Annotated in this window: 17 protein-coding genes; 2 read left to right on the forward strand and 15 right to left on the reverse strand. The window is 77.1% G+C overall.

Annotated features, from left to right (window positions below; all coding sequences use genetic code 11):
• The 5 genes from ACRYM2_RS19675 to glmS all read right to left on the reverse strand — a co-directional run.
• Nucleotides 1–558 (reverse strand): alpha/beta fold hydrolase (locus ACRYM2_RS19675; protein ID WP_432524127.1); only part of this gene is annotated, 558 nt, incomplete at its 3' end.
• Complete coding sequence (alr, locus tag ACRYM2_RS19680) at nt 555–1790, reverse strand: alanine racemase (protein WP_432524128.1); 1236 nt, start codon at nt 1788–1790, stop codon at nt 555–557. The genes ACRYM2_RS19675 and alr, both read right to left, overlap by 4 nt.
• Nucleotides 1791–1814: 24 nt before the next feature.
• Nucleotides 1815–3293: an NAD(P)H-hydrate epimerase gene (locus ACRYM2_RS19685; RefSeq protein ID WP_432524129.1), complete on the reverse strand. Its 1479-nt coding sequence runs from the start codon at nt 3291–3293 to the stop codon at nt 1815–1817.
• Between the two features lie 27 nt (nt 3294–3320).
• Nucleotides 3321–3674 carry a holo-ACP synthase gene (locus ACRYM2_RS19690; protein WP_432524130.1) on the reverse strand — a complete coding sequence of 118 codons (354 nt, stop codon included), beginning with the start codon at nt 3672–3674 and terminating at the stop codon, nt 3321–3323.
• Nucleotides 3675–3790: 116 nt separating this feature from the next.
• Nucleotides 3791–5665 (reverse strand): glutamine--fructose-6-phosphate transaminase (isomerizing), encoded by a 1875-nt coding sequence (gene glmS / locus ACRYM2_RS19695; protein ID WP_432524131.1) that lies wholly within the window; start codon nt 5663–5665, stop codon nt 3791–3793.
• A gap of 201 nt (nt 5666–5866) precedes the next feature.
• Between glmS and coaA the strand changes: the two genes are divergently transcribed.
• Nucleotides 5867–6781: a type I pantothenate kinase gene (gene coaA / locus ACRYM2_RS19700; protein WP_432524142.1), complete on the forward strand. Its 915-nt coding sequence runs from the start codon at nt 5867–5869 to the stop codon at nt 6779–6781.
• On the opposite strand, the gene ACRYM2_RS19705 is transcribed toward coaA, so the two are convergent.
• Nucleotides 6669–7652, reverse strand: a complete 984-nt coding sequence (locus tag ACRYM2_RS19705) for an EamA family transporter (RefSeq protein WP_432524132.1) — start codon at nt 7650–7652, stop codon at nt 6669–6671. The two genes, coaA and ACRYM2_RS19705, sit on opposite strands and share 113 nt — an antisense overlap.
• A gap of 102 nt (nt 7653–7754) precedes the next feature.
• On the opposite strand from ACRYM2_RS19705, the gene pdxR reads away from it, so the two are divergent.
• A complete protein-coding gene (gene pdxR, locus ACRYM2_RS19710; protein ID WP_432524133.1) occupies nt 7755–9194 on the forward strand; it encodes a MocR-like pyridoxine biosynthesis transcription factor PdxR in 1440 nt (479 codons plus the stop codon).
• A gap of 44 nt (nt 9195–9238) precedes the next feature.
• Here the strand turns inward: pdxR and ACRYM2_RS19715 are convergent, their stop codons facing one another.
• From ACRYM2_RS19715 to ACRYM2_RS19755, 9 genes are all read right to left on the reverse strand, one after another.
• Complete coding sequence (locus tag ACRYM2_RS19715) at nt 9239–10360, reverse strand: GNAT family N-acetyltransferase (protein ID WP_432524134.1); 1122 nt, start codon at nt 10358–10360, stop codon at nt 9239–9241.
• Nucleotides 10361–10408: 48 nt separating this feature from the next.
• Nucleotides 10409–11776: a phosphoglucosamine mutase gene (gene glmM, locus ACRYM2_RS19720; protein WP_432524135.1), complete on the reverse strand. Its 1368-nt coding sequence runs from the start codon at nt 11774–11776 to the stop codon at nt 10409–10411.
• Between the two features lie 110 nt (nt 11777–11886).
• The gene (rpsI, locus tag ACRYM2_RS19725; RefSeq protein ID WP_432524136.1) at nt 11887–12384 is read right to left on the reverse strand and encodes a 30S ribosomal protein S9; all 498 of its coding nucleotides are present in this window, start codon (nt 12382–12384) and stop codon (nt 11887–11889) included.
• A gap of 38 nt (nt 12385–12422) precedes the next feature.
• On the reverse strand, nt 12423–12866 hold the full coding sequence (gene rplM / locus ACRYM2_RS19730; protein ID WP_432524137.1) for a 50S ribosomal protein L13: 444 nt from the start codon (nt 12864–12866) through the stop codon (nt 12423–12425).
• Between the two features lie 225 nt (nt 12867–13091).
• Nucleotides 13092–14798: an ABC-F family ATP-binding cassette domain-containing protein gene (locus ACRYM2_RS19735; RefSeq protein ID WP_432524138.1), complete on the reverse strand. Its 1707-nt coding sequence runs from the start codon at nt 14796–14798 to the stop codon at nt 13092–13094.
• A gap of 25 nt (nt 14799–14823) precedes the next feature.
• Nucleotides 14824–15324 (reverse strand): SixA phosphatase family protein, encoded by a 501-nt coding sequence (locus tag ACRYM2_RS19740; RefSeq protein WP_432524139.1) that lies wholly within the window; start codon nt 15322–15324, stop codon nt 14824–14826.
• A gap of 61 nt (nt 15325–15385) precedes the next feature.
• Nucleotides 15386–16225 carry a tRNA pseudouridine synthase A gene (locus tag ACRYM2_RS19745; protein ID WP_432524140.1) on the reverse strand — a complete coding sequence of 280 codons (840 nt, stop codon included), beginning with the start codon at nt 16223–16225 and terminating at the stop codon, nt 15386–15388.
• Nucleotides 16226–16284: 59 nt separating this feature from the next.
• A complete protein-coding gene (gene rplQ / locus ACRYM2_RS19750; RefSeq protein ID WP_432524141.1) occupies nt 16285–16872 on the reverse strand; it encodes a 50S ribosomal protein L17 in 588 nt (195 codons plus the stop codon).
• Nucleotides 16873–16931: 59 nt separating this feature from the next.
• Nucleotides 16932–17945 carry a DNA-directed RNA polymerase subunit alpha gene (locus ACRYM2_RS19755; RefSeq protein WP_166614012.1) on the reverse strand — a complete coding sequence of 338 codons (1014 nt, stop codon included), beginning with the start codon at nt 17943–17945 and terminating at the stop codon, nt 16932–16934.
• Nucleotides 17946–18192: the final 247 nt, after the last annotated feature.

Raw genomic sequence — 18192 nt, forward strand, 5'->3', positions numbered from 1 at the left:
CCCCCCCACCCCCCCCCCCCCCCCCCCCCCCCCCCCACCCCCCCCCCCCCCCCCCCCCCCCCCCCCCCCCCCCCCCCCCCCCCCCCCCCCCCCCCCCCCCCCCCCCCCCCCCACGGCCTCGATCCGCGGCAGCAGGTCCGGCCGGCGCACCGCCAGCTCCATGACGGTCATGCCGCCCAGGGAGTGCCCCACGAGCACGAGCGGGCCGGTGGGCGCGACCTGGTCGATCACCTGCCCGAGGTCGTCGGCGAGCCGGGCGATCGTCAGGCTCCCGGCGGGGCCGCGCTCGGAGCGGCCGTGCCCGCGGTGCTCGGGCAGCACCAGCCGGTAGCGCCCGCGCAGCGCCAGCCGCTGGAAGTGCCAGGTGTCGGCGGTGAGGGCGTAGCCGTGGCAGAGCACCACCGCGGGCGCGTCGGGGCGGTCGGCCGGGTCGACCTCCACGTGCAGGCGCACGCCGTCGTCGGTGAGCACCTCCACCGGCTCGCCGGTCAGCGGGTGCAGCTCCTCGCGGCGGGCGGCGGGGCGGTGGCTGCGCGCGGCGCGCAACGCCGGCTTCACGCCCCCGTCCCCGCGGTGCTCGGGGCGGACCGGTCCGCGGGCCGGTCCGCGAGCGCGCCCACGTAGCGGCGGGGCACCCGCGCGCCGATGCGGGTGACGACCTCCCACGAGATCGTGCCGGCGGCCTGCGCCCAGTCGTCGGCCGTCGCCTCCCCGCCCGTGCCGGGTCCGAAGACGAGCGCCGGGTCGCCGGGGGCGGCGACGTCGTCGCCGAGGTCGACGACCACCTGGTCCATGCACACGCGCCCGGCGATGCGCCGCCGGGCGCCGGCGACGAGCACCTCCCCGGAGCGGGTGCCGTCCCAGGAGGCGTGCCGCGGCAGCCCGTCGCCGTAGCCGAGGGGCACGAGGCCGAGGGTGGTCTCGCGCGGCACCTGGTAGGTGAGCCCGTAGGACACCCCTGCACCCTGCGGCACCCGGCGCACGTGGGCCAGCCGGGCCGCCAGCGCCATCGCCGGCACCAGGCCCAGCTCGGCGCCGGAGGCGCGCTCGGGCGAGGGGCTCAGCCCGTAGACCGCCAGCCCGGCGCGCACGAGGTCGTAGCGCGCCTGCGGCACGAACAGGGCGGCCGCGGAGTTGGCGTGGTGGCGCAGCCCCGGCTCGACGCCGTGGCGGCGGGCCAGCTCCAGGGCCTCCTCGAAGGCCGCCAGCTGGGCGGGCACCGAGGGGTCGCCCGGCACGTCGGCGCTGGCGAAGTGCGCCCACGTGCCGCGCACCCGCACGAGGCCGTCGGCGACGTGCTTCGCGACCGCGTCCAGCAGCGCCGGCCACTCCGCGGGCGAGGCGCCGCCGCGGGACATGCCGGTGTCGACCTCCAGGTGCACCTGTGCGGTCGTCCCGGTGGCGCGGGCCGCGGCGACGACCTCCTCCAGCGCCCACACCGCGGCCACCGACAGGTCCACGCGCCCGGCCACCGCCTGCGCCAGGTCGGTGCCGGGGGTGAGGATCCAGGCCAGCAGGTCCGCCTCCACGCCCGCGGCGCGCAGGGCCAGCGCCTCGTGCACGTGGGCCACGCCCAGCCACGTCGCCCCGCCGGCGAGCGCGGCGCGCGCCACCGGCACCAGGCCGTGCCCGTAGGCGTCGGCCTTGACGACGGCCATCACCTGCGCGGGCGCGACCGCGGAGCGGACCACGCCGACGTTGTGCGCGACGGCGTCCAGGTCGACCACCGCCTCGGCCGGCACGCCCGGCCGCGGCGCGCGCTCGGGACCCCCCACCGGTTCGTGTGCCACGTCCCGACGGTACCCGCCCGCCGATCAGGAGCCCGGGACCTCCCCGCCGGGCCAGCCCGGCAGCGAGGTGAGGGCCGCGGGCACGGCGTCGGCGACGTCCAGGGCCGCCAGCGGCCCGCCCGCGGAGGCCAGCGCCGCGGCCCAGCCGTGCAGCGCCGCGGCGTCGGCGGCGACCTCGGCGGGCGGGTCGTGCGGCCGGCCCGCGAGGGCCGCCCCGAGGATCCCGGCCAGCACGTCCCCGGCCCCCGCGGTGGACAGCCACGGCGGCGCGGCCGCGGCCGTCAGCACCCGCCCGGCACCGACGACGGTGGTCACCGCGCCCTTGAGCAGCACGGTCGCGCCGGTCGCCTCGTGCACCCGGCGGGCGTGCGCCAGCGGGTCCGCCTCCACCTCGGCGCGCGAGGCCCCGGCACCGAGCGCGCCCAGCAGCCGGGACAGCTCCCCGGCGTGCGGGGTGAGCACGTGCTGCGGGCCGAGGGCGTCCGGCAGGCCGCCGAGGGCGCCGGCGTCCACGACCGCGGGCTCGCCGGAGGCCAGCGCGTCCCGGATGCGCCCCTGCTGCTCCTCGTCGTCGGGCGAGACGCCGGGGCCCAGCACCCAGGCCTGCACCCGGCCGGTGCCGACGACGGCCTCCGGGCGGCGGTGGCGGACGACCTCGGCCGGGTGCTCCGGCCCGGCGTAGCGCACCATCCCGGCACCGGCGCGGACGGCGGCCTCGACGGCCAGCACGGCGGCGCCGGTGTAGTCGGGACCGCCGGCGACGACGCCGACGACCCCGCGGGAGTACTTGTCGTCGCCCGCCCCGGCGCGCCGCCAGCGGCGGGCCACGTCGGCCAGCTCGACGCGCTCGACCGCCGGGGCGCCCGGCAGCTCGGCGACGCCGATGTCGGCCACGACCAGGCGCCCGCACAGCCCGGCCGCCGGCCCGAGCAGGTGCGCGGGCTTGGCGGTGCCGAAGGTGACGGTCAGGTCGGCGGGCAGGACGGTGCCGCTCACGGCACCGGAGTCGGCGTCCAGGCCGCTGGGCAGGTCGACGGCGACGACGACGGGCCCGCCCGCGCCGGCCAGCGCCGCCGGCAGCGCGTCGAGGGGGGCGCGCAGCCCGCCGCGCCCGCGCAACCCGGCGACGCCGTCGAGCAGCAGGTCGGCTGCGGCGCAGGTGGCGGCGTCGCCCCCGGCCCAGTCGCGCACCCGGGCCCCGGCGGCGCGGGCGGCGCGCTCGCCCTCGGCGTGGACGGCGGGGGCGGTGCGCAGCGCGAGGACGGCCGCGCCGCGGCGGGCCAGCCGGGCGCCGGCCAGCAGGGCGTCCCCGCCGTTGTCGCCGGAGCCGGCGAGGACCACGACGCGGCGCCCGACCAGGCCGCCGGTGGCCGCGCGCAGCGCGCGGGCGCACTCGACGTCCAGGGCCGCGGCGGCCCGCTGCATGAGCGCGTCCGGCGGCAGGGCCGCCAGGGCGGCCCGCTCGGCGGCGCGGACGGAGTCGGCGGAGTGCGCGGCGATCACGAGCGCGAGCCTGGCACCGGCGGGCGGTCAGCGCCCCTCGGCGACCACCATCGCGCTGGCGATGCCGGCGTCGTGGGAGAGCGAGAGGTGGAAGCGCTCCACGCCCATCCGCTCGGCGATCTCCTTGGCGCTGCCCTTGACGACGACCTCGGGGCGGTGGCCGTGCTCGCGCTCGACGACGACGTCGCGCCACACCAGGCCCACCGGGGCGCCCAGCGACTTGGCGACGGCCTCCTTGGCGGCGAAGCGCGCGGCCAGCGACTCCGGCGGCAGGCCCCGCTCCCCGTCGCCGAACAGCCGCTCCAGCAGCCGCGGCGTGCGCTGGACCTGCCGCACGAACCGCGCGATGTCGACGACGTCGATGCCCACTCCGACGATCATTGCCTCAGCCTCCTCCGCCGGCGTCACGGTCCCACGCGCGCCCGCGGCCGCCCACGGCGGGGTGCTGCGGTGGGGTGCTGCGGCGGGGTGCTCCCCGGGCGGGGAGCACCCCGGGCTCACTCGACGGTGACGGACTTGGCGAGGTTGCGCGGCTGGTCCACGTCCAGGCCCTTGGCGGTGGCCAGCTCGCAGGCGAACACCTGCAGCGGGACGACGGCCAGCAGCGGCGAGAGCAGCGTGGAGGTGCGCGGGATGCGGATGACCACGTCCGCGAAGGGCTCGACGTCGGTGTCGCCGTGCTCGGCGATGACCAGGGTCCGCGCGCCGCGGGCGCGCACCTCCTGGATGTTGGAGACGACCTTGGAGTGCAGCGAGTCGCGACCGCGCGGGCTGGGCACCACGACGAACACCGGCTGGCCGGGCTCGACGAGCGCGATGGGACCGTGCTTGAGCTCGCCGGCGGCGAAGCCCTCGGCGTGGATGTAGGCGAGCTCCTTGAGCTTCAGCGCTCCCTCCATCGCCACCGGGTAGCCGACGTGGCGGCCCAGGAAGAGCACCGAGCGGGTGTCGGCCATGTACCGGGCGATCTCGCGGACCTGTTCGAGGCCGTCGAGGACCTGGCGCACCTGGCCGGGGACCTCGTGCAGCTGCGCGAGCACCTCGGCGACCTCGTCGGCGAACTTGTCCCCGCGCAGCTGCGCCAGGTACAGCCCCAGCAGGTAGCAGGCGGTGATCTGCGCGAGGAACGCCTTGGTGGAGGCGACCGCGATCTCCGGGCCGGCGTGGGTGTAGAGCACCGCGTCGGACTCGCGGGGGATGGTGGAGCCGTTGGTGTTGCAGATGGCCAGGACCTTCGCGCCCTGCTCGCGGGCGTGCCGGACGGCCATGATGGTGTCCATCGTCTCGCCGGACTGCGAGATCGCCACGACGAGGGTGCGCTCGGAGACGACGGGGTCGCGGTAGCGGAACTCGTGGGCCAGCTCCACCTCGACGGGGATGCGGCACCAGTGCTCGATGGCGTACTTGGCGACCTGGCCGGCGTAGGCGGCCGTGCCGCAGGCGATGACGACGATCTTGTCGACGCTGCGCAGCTCCGCCTCGGAGATCTTCATCTCGTCCAGCTGCAGGCGCCCGCCCGCGTCGGTGCGCCCGAGCAGGGTGTCGGCGATCGCCTGCGGCTGGTCGTGGATCTCCTTGGCCATGAACGAGGGGAAACCGCCCTTCTCGGCCGCGGAGGCGTCCCAGTCCACGTGGAACCGGCGGCCCTGCGCGGGCGAACCGTCGAAACCGGTCACCTGCACCGCGTCCGGGGTGATCGTCACGATCTGGTCCTGGCCCAGCTCGAGGGCCTCGCGGGTGTGCGCGATGAAGGCCGCCACGTCCGAGCCGAGGTAGTTGGCGCCCTCGCCCAGGCCCACGACGAGCGGGGAGTTGCGGCGCGCGCCGACGATCGTGCCGGGCTCGTCGGCGTGCACGGCCAGCAGCGTGAACGCGCCCTCCAGCCGGGCGCAGACCGCGCGCATCGCCGCCGCGAGGCCGGCGCCGGGGTCGGCGGCGTGCGCGCGGCCGAGCAGGTGGGCGACGACCTCGGTGTCGGTCTCGCTGCTGAACTCCGTCCCGGCCTCCAGCAGCTCGGCGCGCAGGAGCGCGAAGTTCTCGACGATGCCGTTGTGGATGACCGCGACGCGGCCGGAGGCGTCCAGGTGCGGGTGGGCGTTGGCGTCGGTCGGCCCGCCGTGGGTGGCCCAGCGGGTGTGGCCGATGGCCGTGGCCGCCGCGGGCAGCGGCTCGGCGCCGAGGACCTCCACGAGGTTGGCGAGCTTGCCGGCCTTCTTGCGGGTCTCGACCCCCTCGCCCGTCACCACGGCGATGCCCGCCGAGTCGTAGCCGCGGTACTCCAGCCGGCGCAGGCCCTCGAGGACGACCTCGGTGCCGTCAACCCCCGCGCCGACCGCAGCCGGCGTCCCCACGTACCCGACGATTCCGCACATGCCTCCGAGGGTACGGTCCCGCGCACGGGGGCAGGCCCACCTGTGGACGCGGGGGTGTCGAGGTCACCCGGTAGCCTCGCGCCGGTGAACACGGGCACACCCGCGTCCGCGGCGGCAGGCCCGGCGACCCCGGGACAGGCCCACCACGGGCAGGTCCACGGCCAGGTCCACGGGCAGGCCCCCACGGCCAACCCCTACGTCGTGCTCGACCGCGAGCACTGGAGCGCGCTGCGCGCCGCCACCCCGCTGACGCTCACCGGCGAGGACGTCGCCCGGCTGCGCGGCCTCGGCGACCGCGTCGACCTGCGCGAGGTCGAGGAGGTCTACCTGCCGCTGTCGCGGCTGCTGACCCTCTACGACCGCTCGGTGGGCTCGCTGCACGCGGCGACCTCGACGTTCCTGGGCGAGGAGGTCGAGCGCACCCCGTTCGTCATCGGCATCGCGGGCTCGGTGGCCGTCGGCAAGTCGACGACCGCCCGCGTGCTGCGCGAGCTGCTCTCGCACTGGCCGGAGACGCCGCGGGTGGAGCTGGTCACCACCGACGGCTTCCTGCTGCCCAACGCCGAGCTGGAGCGGCGCGGCATCCTGCACCGCAAGGGCTTCCCGGAGTCCTACGACCGGCGGGCGCTGCTGCGCTTCCTCTCGGCGGTGAAGTCCGGGGCCCCCGAGGTGCGCGCGCCGGTGTACTCGCACCTGGTCTACGACATCGTGGCGGGCGAGCAGACGGTGGTGCGCCGCCCCGACGTGCTCATCGTCGAGGGGCTCAACGTGCTGCAGCCGGCGCGGGTGCGCGCCGACGGCACCCAGGGGGTGGCCGTCAGCGACTACTTCGACTTCTCCCTCTACGTCGACGCGCGCACCGAGGACGTCCGCTCCTGGTACGTCTCGCGCTTCCTGGAGCTGCGCCGCACGGCCTTCTCCAAGCCCGAGTCGTACTTCCACCGCTACGCCACGCTCACCGACACCCAGGCCGTCGCCCGCGCCGAGCGGATCTGGGCCGACATCAACGAGCCGAACCTGCTGGAGAACGTGCGGCCGACGCGCGGTCGCGCCACCTGCGTGCTGCAGAAGGGCCCCGACCACTCCGTGCGCCAGGTGCGCCTGCGGAAGGTGTGAGCCCCACCACCAGCCCCGCCACGACGAGCGCGAGCCCGGCCCAGCCCGCCGCCCCCGGGGCCGGGGCGCCCAGCAGCACCCCGCCCACCGCCGCCGCCGGCGGGGCGACCCCGGTCAGCAGCCCCGCCCGGCCCGCGCCGAGGCGGCGCACGCAGGAGTACCAGAGCACGAACGCCACCGCGGTCACGGCCACCGCCAGGTAGGCGACCGCGAGCAGGTCGGCGGGCCTCAGGCGCACCGCGGCGGGCCCCGGCCCCAGCAGCGCGGCCGCGGCGAAGCCCGCCGCGGCCATCCACGTGGTGTGCACCGACACCCCGAACGCCCCGTGACGGGCCAGCACCGGCACCGCGAGCAGGGTGAAGCCCACCTCCCCGGCCAGCACGAGCAGCGCCCAGCCCAGGCCCTCGGCGTCGCTGCGGCCCGCGCCGTGCAGCAGCACCGCACCCGCGCCGACCAGCAGCGCCGCCGCGAGCGCGCGGGGCGCGGGCCGGCGGCGCCCCGCGAGCACCAGGACCAGCGGCACGCTGGCCACGGCCACCCCGAACACGGCCGGCTCGGCGTGCTCGGCACCGCGCACCAGCGCCACGTTGAACAGCAGCAGCCCGCTGCCGGCCACCCCCGCCAGCCACGCCCACTCCGCACCGCGCGGGCGGCGCACCGGCTGCCGGCCCGCCCGCGCCGCCACCAGCAGCAGCGCGCACGCCAGTGCGTAGCGCAGCGCCTGCGGCGCGGCCAGCGGCGCGTGCGCGAGCTGCCCGGAGACCGCCGTGCTGCCGCCGACGGCCGTCATCGCCAGCACCCCGGCCAGCACCGCCCAGCGGGTCGTGCGCGGGGTCGTGCGCGGGGTCACCCCCTGGTCCGTCCTGTCCACGGCTGCCATGCTGCGCGGCGGGTGGTCCGCCGAACAGGACCGATCCGCGACGGCCGTGCGGGACCAATCGGCGTCCGGGACCGATCGACGAGGGGAGCACCGGTGGACGGCCCGCCGCGCGGCACCGACTTCCTGCAGCTCGACGCGACCGGGGTGCCGCGGCGCACGCTCGGCGGCTGGCTCACGGGCCGGCTGCGCGCGGCCGTGCTCGACGGCACGCTCGCACCCGGTGACGCGCTGCCGGCGGCGCGCACCCTCGCCGGCGACCTCGGCGTCTCCCGCGGCGTCGTGGTGGGGGCCTACCAGCGCCTCGCGGAGGAGGGGCTGCTGCTGGCCCGCGTGGGCTCCGGGACCCGGGTCGCCGCCGCGCACCGCCCACCGGGTCCCGGCGCACCGGGACCCGCACCGGAGCCCGCACCGGCCGGTGCGCCGTTCCCGGTGGGCTCGCGGCCCCGGCGCGCCGTCGAGCTGGACCTGTGGCCGGGGCTGCCGGACCTGTCCGCCTTCCCCCGCGCCGCGTGGCTGCGCGCCGAGCGCCGCGCCCTGGCCACCGCGGCCGCCGCCGACCTGGGCTACGGCGACCCGCGCGGCCACCCCCGCCTGCGCGCCGAGCTCGCGGGCTGGCTGGCCCGCACCCGGGGCGTGCGGGTGCACCCCGACGCGCTGCTGGTCACCTCCGGCGTGGCGCAGGCCCTCGCCCTGCTGGCGCAGGTGCTGCGCGCCCGCGGGCACGCGGCGGTCGCCGTCGAGGACCCCGGCTCGGCCGGGGCGCGCGGCCAGCTCGCGCACTGGGGGCTGGCGCCGGTCGGCGTCGGCGTCGACGCCGACGGCCTGGACGTCGCCCAGCTGCGCGCGGCGGCGGCCGACGTGGCCGTGGTGACACCGGCGCACCAGTTCCCGACCGGGGTGGTGCTCTCCCCCGCCCGCCGGCGCGAGCTGCTGGCGTGGGCCGCCGACGGGCCGGACAGGCTGGTCGTCGAGGACGACTACGACGCCGAGCACCGCTACGACCGCGCCCCCGTGCCCGCGCTGCAGGCCTCCGCTCCCGAGCGCGTCGCCCACACCGGCAGCACCTCCAAGACGCTCGCGCCGGGGTTGCGGCTGGGCTGGCTGGCCGCTCCGGCGCACCTGCGCGCCGACCTGCTCGCGGCCCGGCACGCCGGTGACATCGCCGGGCCGGTCCTGCCGCAGCTGGCCCTGGCCGACCTGCTGGCCACCGGGCAGCTGCAGGCGCACCTGCGGCGGGTGCGCCTGCGCCAGCGGGCCCGCCGCGACGCCCTGCTCGCGGGGCTGCGCGAGCACGTGCCCGGGGCGCGGGTGCAGGGGGTGCCGGCCGGGCTGCACCTGCTGCTCGCGCTGCCGGCCGGCGCCGAGGACGCCGAGGTGGCCGACGCCCTGCTGCGGCGCGGGGTGGCGGTCGCGCCGCTGGGCCTGCACCGGCTGCGGCCGGGCCCGCCCGGGCTGGTCCTCGGCTACGCCGCCACCGGCCCGGACCGGTTGCGGGAGGCCGCGCGCCGCATCGGCGAGGTGCTGCGCGGGTGAGCGGGTGAGCTGCGGCCCGGGTGGCCCGGGTGGCCCGGTGCGCCTCAGCGCGCCAGGGCTGCGCGCACGTCGGCGACGTCCGCCTCCAGCTCCTCGACCGTCTCGTCCCAGCGGAAGCCCAGCGCCTCGTTGACGGCGATCATCGGGGCGTTGGAGACGGCGTTCCAGGTCGTCACCCGGCGGGCCTGCGGCGCGTCGGCGACCGCGGCGCGCAGGCACGCCACCTTCAGCAGCGTGCCCAGCCGGTGACCGCGGTGCTCGCGCACCACGAGGGTGTCCCACTGCAGCAGCCGCTCCGGTTCGTGCGCGGACTGCACGAGCATCGTGTAGCCCACCAGCTCCCCGGACGGGGCGGCGGCGACCGCGAGCCACTGCCGGCGCCCCTGGGCGGCGCGGGCCGCCTCGTTCTCGCGCACGCGGGCGGCGTCCCACGCCTCCGGCTCGACCCGCAGGTCCCCCGACGGCGCGTCGGTGCTCATCCGCGCCGCCAGGGCCGCCACCGCGTCGAGGTCCTGCTCGGGCACGGGCCCGGCCCAGGCGCGCAGCCGGTAGCCCTCGGCGTGCGGGCGGGCGCCGGCCTCCAGCGCCTCCAGGCGCCCGGCGGGCACGGGCAGCTGCAGCTGCCGGCGGGCCTCGGAGCGACCCCGCTCGAAGCCCCACCGCCGGGCCGCCAGCAACCCCGGCCAGCGCGCCGGGTCGGCCTGCACCGGGTGCTCCACGGCGGTGCGCACGCTCGTGCGGCCCGCGGCGGCGGCCACGTCGAGCGCTGCGCCCAGCAGCCGGGTGCCCACGCCGCGGCGGCGGTGCTCGGGGCCCACGGCCAGCTCGACCGCGGCGACGTGGAGGTTGTCCAGCAGCGTCAGGCGCACCTCGGCGGCGCCGACGGCCCGGCCGTCCCGGTGGGCCAGCAGCCAGTGGACGCGCTCCTCGGCGCTGCCGCGCTCCAGCTCGGCGCGCAGCTCCGCGCGCTGCCAGCACGCCGGGTCGGGGCGACCGGCCGACTGCCCGGCCACGAGCTCGTCGTACCAGGCGTCGAAGTGCCGCGCGGCCCACCCGGAGCGGTCCGCGGCGTCGCTGCTCGTGGAGGTGACCACCACGGGGGCCGGCGCTGCGGAGGCGGGTGCCGCGGGGACGGGCGGCGTGGGGACGGACGGCGTGGGGCGCACCCGGTCAGTGAGCCAGGGACCCGGTGGCCCGCGCCACCGGGTTTCGGCTCAGGCCGGGGTCAGCCGCTCGCGCACGACGCCGGCCAGCCGGTCGGCGACCTGCTGGGCGTGCTCGGTGTGCGCGGCCTCCACCATCACCCGCACCAGGGGTTCGGTGCCGCTGGGGCGCAGCAGGACCCGCCCCGTCTCGCCGAGCTCGGCCTCGGCGGCGGCGACCGCGGCCAGCAGCTCGTCGTCGCTGCCGGCGCGGGACTTCTCCACCCCGCGGACGTTGACGAGGACCTGCGGCAGGCGCTGCACGACACCGGCCAGCTCGGCCAGCGAGCGGCCGGTCTCCCTCATGCGGGCCAGCAGCTGCACGGCGGTCAGCACCCCGTCGCCGGTGGTGGCGTGGGCGGGCAGCACGACGTGGCCGCTCTGCTCGCCGCCGATGCTCCAGCCGCCGGAGTTCAGCGCCTCCAGCACGTAGCGGTCGCCGACGCCGGTCTCCACCACGTGCACGCCCTCGTGCTGCATGGCCAGCCGCAGCCCGAGGTTGCTCATGACGGTGGCCACCAGGGTGTCCTCGGCCAGCTGCCCGCGGTCGCGCAGCGCGAGGGCGAGCACGGCCATGATCTGGTCGCCGTCGACGGTGCGGCCCTCGGCGTCCACGGCCAGGCAGCGGTCGGCGTCGCCGTCGTGGGCGATGCCGACGTCCGCGCCGTGGGCGAGCACCGCGGCCGTCAGCGGCTCCAGGTGGGTGGACCCGCAGCCGTCGTTGATGTTCAGCCCGTCGGGTGCGGCGAACATCGTCGTCACCCGCGCGCCCGCCTCGGCGAGCACCCGCGGTGCGATCGCGCTCGCGGCGCCGTTGGCGCAGTCCACGACGACGTGCAGGCCGGCCAGGGAACCCGGGCCGGCGGGCAGCGTGGACAGCAGGTGGTCGACGTAGGTGTCGGCGGCGTCCTGCTCGACGTCCGGACCGGCGTGGACGCGGCCGACGCCCGCGCCGGTGGGCCGCCGGCCCGAACCCTCGCGGTAGGCGCCCTCGATGGCGTCCTCGACGTCGTCGGGCAGCTTCGTGCCGCCGCGGGCGAAGATCTTCAGCCCGTTGTCGGGCATGGGGTTGTGCGAGGCGGACAGCACGACGCCGAAGTCCGCGCCGCTGGTGCGCACCAGGTGGGCCAGCGCCGGGGTCGGCACGACGCCGATGTCCAGGACGTCCACGCCCGCGCTGGCCAGGCCGGCGACGACGGCGGCGGACAGGAACTCCCCCGAGGCGCGCGGGTCGCGCGCCACGAGCGCGCGCGGGTGGGCGCTGCCGCCCTCGTCGACGAGCACGGTGGCGGCCGCGACGGCCAGACCCAGCGCCATGTCGGCGGTGAGGTCGACGTTCGCCAGCCCCCGCACGCCGTCGGTCCCGAACAGCCGTCCCACGTCCGCGTCCCCTCACCCACTCGGCCGATGCGGCCCTGACACCACGAACGGCCCCGGGAAGGCGTTCCCCGGGGCCGTCGTGGACGGTACCTCGCTGGTGCGAGGGTCGATCAGCGCTTGCTGAACTGCGGCGCCTTGCGCGCCTTCTTCAGACCGGCCTTCTTGCGCTCGGTGGCGCGCGGGTCGCGGGTCAGGAACCCGGCCTTCTTCAGCGCCGGGCGGTTGGCCTCGAGGTCGATGCCGTTGAGCGCGCGGGCGACGCCCAGGCGCAGCGCACCGGCCTGGCCGGAGGAGCCGCCGCCGTGGATGCGGGCGATGACGTCGAAGGAGCCCTCGAGCGCGGTGACGCGGAACGGCTCGTTGACGAGCTGCTGGTGCACCTTGTTCGGGAAGTAGCTCTCCAGGTCGCGGCCGTTGATCGTCCAGCGGCCGGAGCCGGGGACGATGCGGACGCGGGCGATGGCCTCCTTGCGGCGGCCGGTGGCCCCGCCCGGGGCGATGATGCTCGACCCGCCGGTCTGCGGCTCGGCAGACTCGGAGGTGTAGGTGCCGGTGAACTCGTCGGACTCGGTGATGTCGTCGACGGTCTCGGTCGTGTACTCAGCCACGGTTCTCCTCGCTCAGTTCGCGGTGTGCGTGCCGCGGCTCACTGCGCGACCTGGGTGATCGTGTAGGGCACGGGCTGCTGCGCCGCGTGGGGGTGCTCCGGGCCGGCGTAGACCTTGAGCTTGCTCAGGACCTGGCGGCCCAGGGCGTTCTTGGGGATCATGCCGCGGATCGCCTTCTCCACGGCCTTCTCCGGGTTCTTCTCCAGCAGGTCCACGTAGCTGGTGGCCTTCAGGCCGCCCGGGTAGCCGGAGTGCCGGTAGGCGATCTTCTGGTCGCGCTTGGAGCCCGTGAGGGCCACCTTGGCGGCGTTGACGATGATGACGTAGTCACCGCCGTCGACGTGCGGGGCGAAGGTCGGCTTGTGCTTGCCGCGGAGCAGGGTCGCCGTCTGCGACGCCAGCCGGCCCAGCACGACGTCCTCCGCGTCGATGACGAGCCAGCGGCGGTCGATGTCGCCGGGCTTCGGGGTGAACGTGCGCACGGGGGTTGCCCATCTCCTCGAGACGATTTGCGGAACTGGGCCCGCGCTCGGGTCCTCCGGCGCCGGGAGATCCCGGAACGCTGTCGGCAGGCACTGCGTGGGCACAACGAACCACGACGTTACCGGCCGTTCGCCGCAACGGTCAAAACGGCTCCTCCCGGGCCCCACCGGGGAGCCCGCCGGGAGGTCGCCGTGGAGCCCGCCGGGAGCCCGCCGTGGAGCCCGTCAGCGCGCCCGGACCACGCGCGCCGCGTCCCAGACCGGCTCCGGGGACTCCACGACGCGCCCGTCCTCGCCGAAGACGAGGAAGCGGTCGAAGCCGCGGGCGAACCACCGGTCGTGGGTGACGGCGACGACGGTGCCCTCGTAGGCCTCCAGCGCCTGCTCCAGGGCCTCGGCGGAGTGCAGGTCGAGGTTGTCGGTGGGCTCGTCCAGCAGCAGCAGCGTGGCGCCGGACAGCTCCAGCAGCAGGATCTGCAGGCGCGCCTGCTGCCCGCCGGACAGGTGCTCGAAGCGCTGCTCGGCGGCCGCGGCCAACCCGTAGCGGTCCAGGGCCCGCGAGGCGCTCTCGCGGTCCATCCCGGCCCGGTGCGCGGTGCCGCGGTGCAGCACGTCCAGCAGCGTGCGCCCCACGAGCGCGGGCTGCTCGTGGGTCTGGGCGAACCAGCCCGGGCGCACCCGCGCCCCCAGCCGGGCGCTGCCGGTGTGCGCCACGGGCGCGGGCACGTGCTCGTCGACGGGCCGGTGCTCGGCGTCGGGGTCGGAGCCGCCGGCGGCCAGCAGCCGCAGGAAGTGCGACTTGCCGGAGCCGTTGGAGCCCAGCACGGCCACCCGGTCGCCCATCCACAGCTCGGCGTCGAAGGGCCGCATCAGCCCGGTCAGCTCCAGCCGCTCGCACACGAGCACCCGCTTGCCGGTCCGCCCGCCCCGCAGGCGCATCCGCACGTCCTGCGCGGCCGGCGGGGCCTGCGGCGGGCCGGCCGCCTCGAACTTCGCCAGCCGCGTCTGCGCCGCCGCGTAGCGCGAGGACATGCCGTCGTTGAACTTCGCCTTCTCCCGCAGCGTCACCACGAGCGTGCGCAGCTTCACCCGCTCCTCGTCCCAGCGCCGGCGCAGCTCCTCCAGCCGCTCGGCGCGCGCGGTGCGGGCGGCGCCGTAGGTGGCGAAGGAGCCGCCGTGCGTCCACGAGACCGCGCCCAGCGCGCCGGGTTCGAGGGTGACGATGCGGTCGGCGGCGGCGGCCAGCAGCTCGCGGTCGTGGCTGACGAGCAGGACCGACTTCGCGGTCGTCCGCAGCTGCTCCTCCAGCCAGCGCTTGCCGGGCACGTCGAGGTAGTTGTCGGGCTCGTCGAGCAGCAGCACGCCCTCCGGGCCGCGCAGCAGCGCCTCGAGCACCAGCCGCTTCTGCTCGCCGCCCGACAGCGTGCGCACCAGCCGGTTGCGGCAGGCCTCGAAGGGGACGCCCAGGGCCGCGTGCGTGCACTCGTCCCAGACGACCTCCTGCTCGTAGCCGCCGGCGTCGCCGAAGTCGGCCAGGGCCTGCGCGTAGCGCAGCTGCGAGCGCTCGGTGTCCTGCTCGAACATCGCCGTCTCGGCGGCGTCGAGGGCGGCGAAGGCCGCCCGCAGCGGCGCGGGGGCGACCGCGGCGAGCAGCTCGGCCACCGAGGTGTCGTCGCGCACCGAGCCCACGAACTGGCGCATCACCCCCAGCCCGCCGCTGCGCGCGATCGAGCCCTCCTGCACCGGCTCGTCGCCGGCGATCAGCCGCAGCAGCGTCGTCTTGCCGGTGCCGTTGGGGCCCACCAGGGCCGTCGTGGTGCCGTCGGCGACGCGGAAGGTCACCTCGCTGAGCAGGGGGCGCCCGTCGGGCAGCTCGTGGCTGACGCCCTGGACGTCGACGTGCCCGCTGCTGCGCCCGCTCGGTGTGCTCACGAGCGGTCAGTGTGCCCGGCGGCGCTCAGTCGGCGCGCGTGGTTTCCGCGCGGGCGGTGTGCGCCAGCACCAGCGAGCAGCTGGTGGTGTCCGCGTCGGCCCACTCCCCCTCCACCCGCACCACCGCGATGCCCGCCGTGCGCAGCTGGACGACCTCGCCGGTCAGCGCCTCCACGAGGGCGCTGGCGCCGGGGTTGTGCGCCACCAGCGCGACGGTCGCCTCGGGGCGGTCGGTGTCCAGGCCGCGCACGATGCGCAGCAGGTCGCCGAGGGTGGCCTCGTAGAGGCGCTCCTCGTCCACGACGACCGGCTGCAGGCCCCAGCCGTCGAGCAGGCGGGCGGTGGTCTCCTCGGTGCGCCGGGCGGGCGAGGTCAGCAGCAGGTCGCAGCCGCCGACGTTCTCGGCCAGCCAGCGGCCGGCCTCGACGGCGTCGGCCCGGCCGCGGTCGGCGAGGGGGCGGGCGATGTCCTGCAGACCGAGCGGGGAGTCCGCCTTGGCGTGGCGGACGACGACGAGCGTGGGCACGGCACCAGCGTGCCGGATGGCCGCCGGGTCCCGGCGCCCGCCCCCGCCGGGGCGGCACCGCTCACGGCAGGGTGCGCACGGCGCGCGCCTGCCGCGCGCGCGCCTCCAGGTCGGCGTCGGCGGGGTAGGCGACCTCCTCGAGGGTCAGCCCGTGGGCGCCCACGACGACCACCCCCGGGTCGCGCACGGCCGCCTGCGCGACGGCGTGCGGCCACGGCGGCGGGCGGCGGCCGACGCCGACCGCCAGGGCCGCGCCGACGAGGGCGCGCACCATCGAGTGGCAGAAGGCGTCGGCCTGCACGTCGGCGACCAGCAGGCCCGCGTCGGGGCCCTGCTCCTCGCGCCGCCAGGAGTAGGCCAGCAGCGTGCGCACCGTCGTGGCGCCCTCGCGGGGCTTGCAGAAGGCCGCGAAGTCGCGCAGGCCCACCAGGCTCGCCGCGGCCAGGTCCATGGCGGCCGCGTCGAGCGGGCGGCGGTGGTGCAGCACGTCGAAGCGGCGCAGCGGGGGCACGCCGGCGGGGTCGTCGCAGACCCGGTAGGCGTAGCGGCGGCGCAGCGCGCCGAAGCGGGCGTCGAAGCCGGCGGGGGCCACCCGGGCGCCGTGCACCCGCACGTCGGGCGGCAGGACGCCCGCCAGGCGGCGCACCAGGGCCAGCGGCGGGGGCGCGTCGGAGCGGCCGGGCAGCGCCGCCCACGCGGCGCGCGGGAGGTCCACGTGGGCGACCTGGCCGCGGGCGTGCACGCCCGCGTCGGTGCGCCCGGCCACCGTCAGGCGCGGTGCCGGCCGCAGGCGCAGCACCCGGGCCAGCGCGGCCTGCAGCTCGCCCTGCACGGTGCGCAGGCCGGGCTGCTCGGCCCAGCCGGCGAAGTGCGTGCCGTCGTAGCCGAGGTCCAGGCGCACGCGGACGAGCCCGCCCTCCCCGGTGGGGAGGACGGGCTCGTCAGCGGGAGGGCAGGCGCTCAGGCCTTGTCCTTCGTCTCGTCCGAGGGGTCGGCCTCGGCCGCGTCGAGCTCGACGCCCTCGTCGGGGAGGGTGTCGGGCTGCTCGACGCCGCCCGGCTCGACGCCGCCGGCCTGCTCGTCGGCCGTGGCCGCGGGGGCCTCGGCACCGGTGACGACCTCGTCGGCGGCCGGAGCGCTCGCCGCGGCGGCGCGCTCGGCCTCGCGGACGACGCCCTGCTTGGCGCTGACCGGCTCCATCACGAGCTGGATGACCGCCATGGGGGCGTTGTCGCCCTTGCGCGGGCCGATCTTCACGATGCGGGTGTAGCCGCCGTTGCGCTCGGCCATGGCCGGGGCGATCTCGGTGAAGAGGAAGTGCACGACGGACTTGTCGCGCACGGTCTTCATCACCTGGCGGCGGGAGGCCAGGTCACCCTTCTTGGCGAAGGAGATCAGCTTCTCCGCGTACGGGCGCAGGCGCTTGGCCTTGGCCTCGGTCGTGGTGATGCTGCGGTGCTCGAAGAGCGCAGTCGCCAGGTTGGCGAGGATGAGCTTCTCGTGGGCCGGCCCGCCGCCGAGCCGCGGACCCTTGGTGGGGGTGGGCATGCTGTGTTGTCTCCTCGGTGTGACCCCTCACCCGCGGGCGGGCGAGGGGCTGCGGACGGTCAGAGCTGCTCGTCCTCGGCGAACGACGCGTCGTCGTCCTCGAAGTCGTTGACGACAGCGCTCGGGTCGAACCCGGGCGGGGAGTCCTTCAGGTGCAGGCCCATGCCGACCAGCTTGGCCTTGACCTCGTCGATGGACTTCTGCCCGAAGTTGCGGATGTCGAGCAGGTCGGCCTCGCTGCGCGAGACCAGTTCGCCGACGCTGTGGATGCCCTCGCGCTTGAGGCAGTTGTAGGAGCGGACCGTCAGGTCCAGCGCCTCGATCTCGAGCGCGAGGTCGGCCGCGAGCGCGGCGTCGGTGGGCGAGGGGCCCATGTCGATGCCCTCGGCCTCGACGTTGAGCTCGCGGGCCAGGCCGAACAGCTCGACGAGCGTCTTGCCGGCGGAGGCGACCGCGTCGCGCGGGGTGATGGCGTGCTTGGTCTCGACGTCGACGACGAGGCGGTCGAAGTCCGTCCGCTGCTCGACGCGGGTGGCCTCGACCTTGTACGTCACCTTCAGGACCGGCGAGTAGATGGAGTCGACCGGGATGCGGCCGATCTCCTGCTCACCGCTCTTGTTCTGCGCCGCCGAGACGTAGCCGCGGCCGCGCTCGACCGTGAGCTCCAGCTCGAGCTTGCCCTTGCCGTTGAGCGTGGCGATGTGCAGGTCCGGGTTGTGGACCTCGACGCCGGCGGGCGGGGCGATGTCGGCCGCGGTGACCGCGCCGGGGCCCTGCTTGCGCAGGTACATCACGACCGGCTCGTCGTGCTCGGAGGAGACGACGAGGTTCTTGACGTTGAGGACGATCTCGGTGACGTCCTCCTTCACCCCCGGCACGGACGTGAACTCGTGGAGCACGCCGTCGATGCGCAGGCTCGTCACCGCGGCGCCCGGGATGGACGACAGCAGCGTGCGGCGCAGCGAGTTGCCGAGGGTGTACCCGAAGCCGGGCTCGAGGGGTTCGATGACGAAGCGCGAGCGGTACTCGTCGACGACGTCCTCGGTGAGGGTGGGGCGCTGTGCGATCAGCACGGAGGTTCCTTCCCGCGGGCGTCCGCCATATGACGCCCCGCACGCCCGTCAGCATCTGTCCACCGACGGGGTCTGGCTCGATCGAAGAAGTGGTTCCGATCAGGTGCGTCCCGGGGGGGGGCCCCCCGGCGGCGCCCCACCCCCCCCCCGGGGGCGGCGCCCCCCCCCCCCGCGCCGCTACCGTCCACCAGGTGGACGGGACGAGGGCCGTGGCCGGCCGCCTGCTGCGCGCGCCGGTCGCGCGCCG

Source organism: Kineococcus aridisoli, from assembly GCF_050871885.1.
Lineage (GTDB): Bacteria > Actinomycetota > Actinomycetes > Actinomycetales > Kineococcaceae > Kineococcus.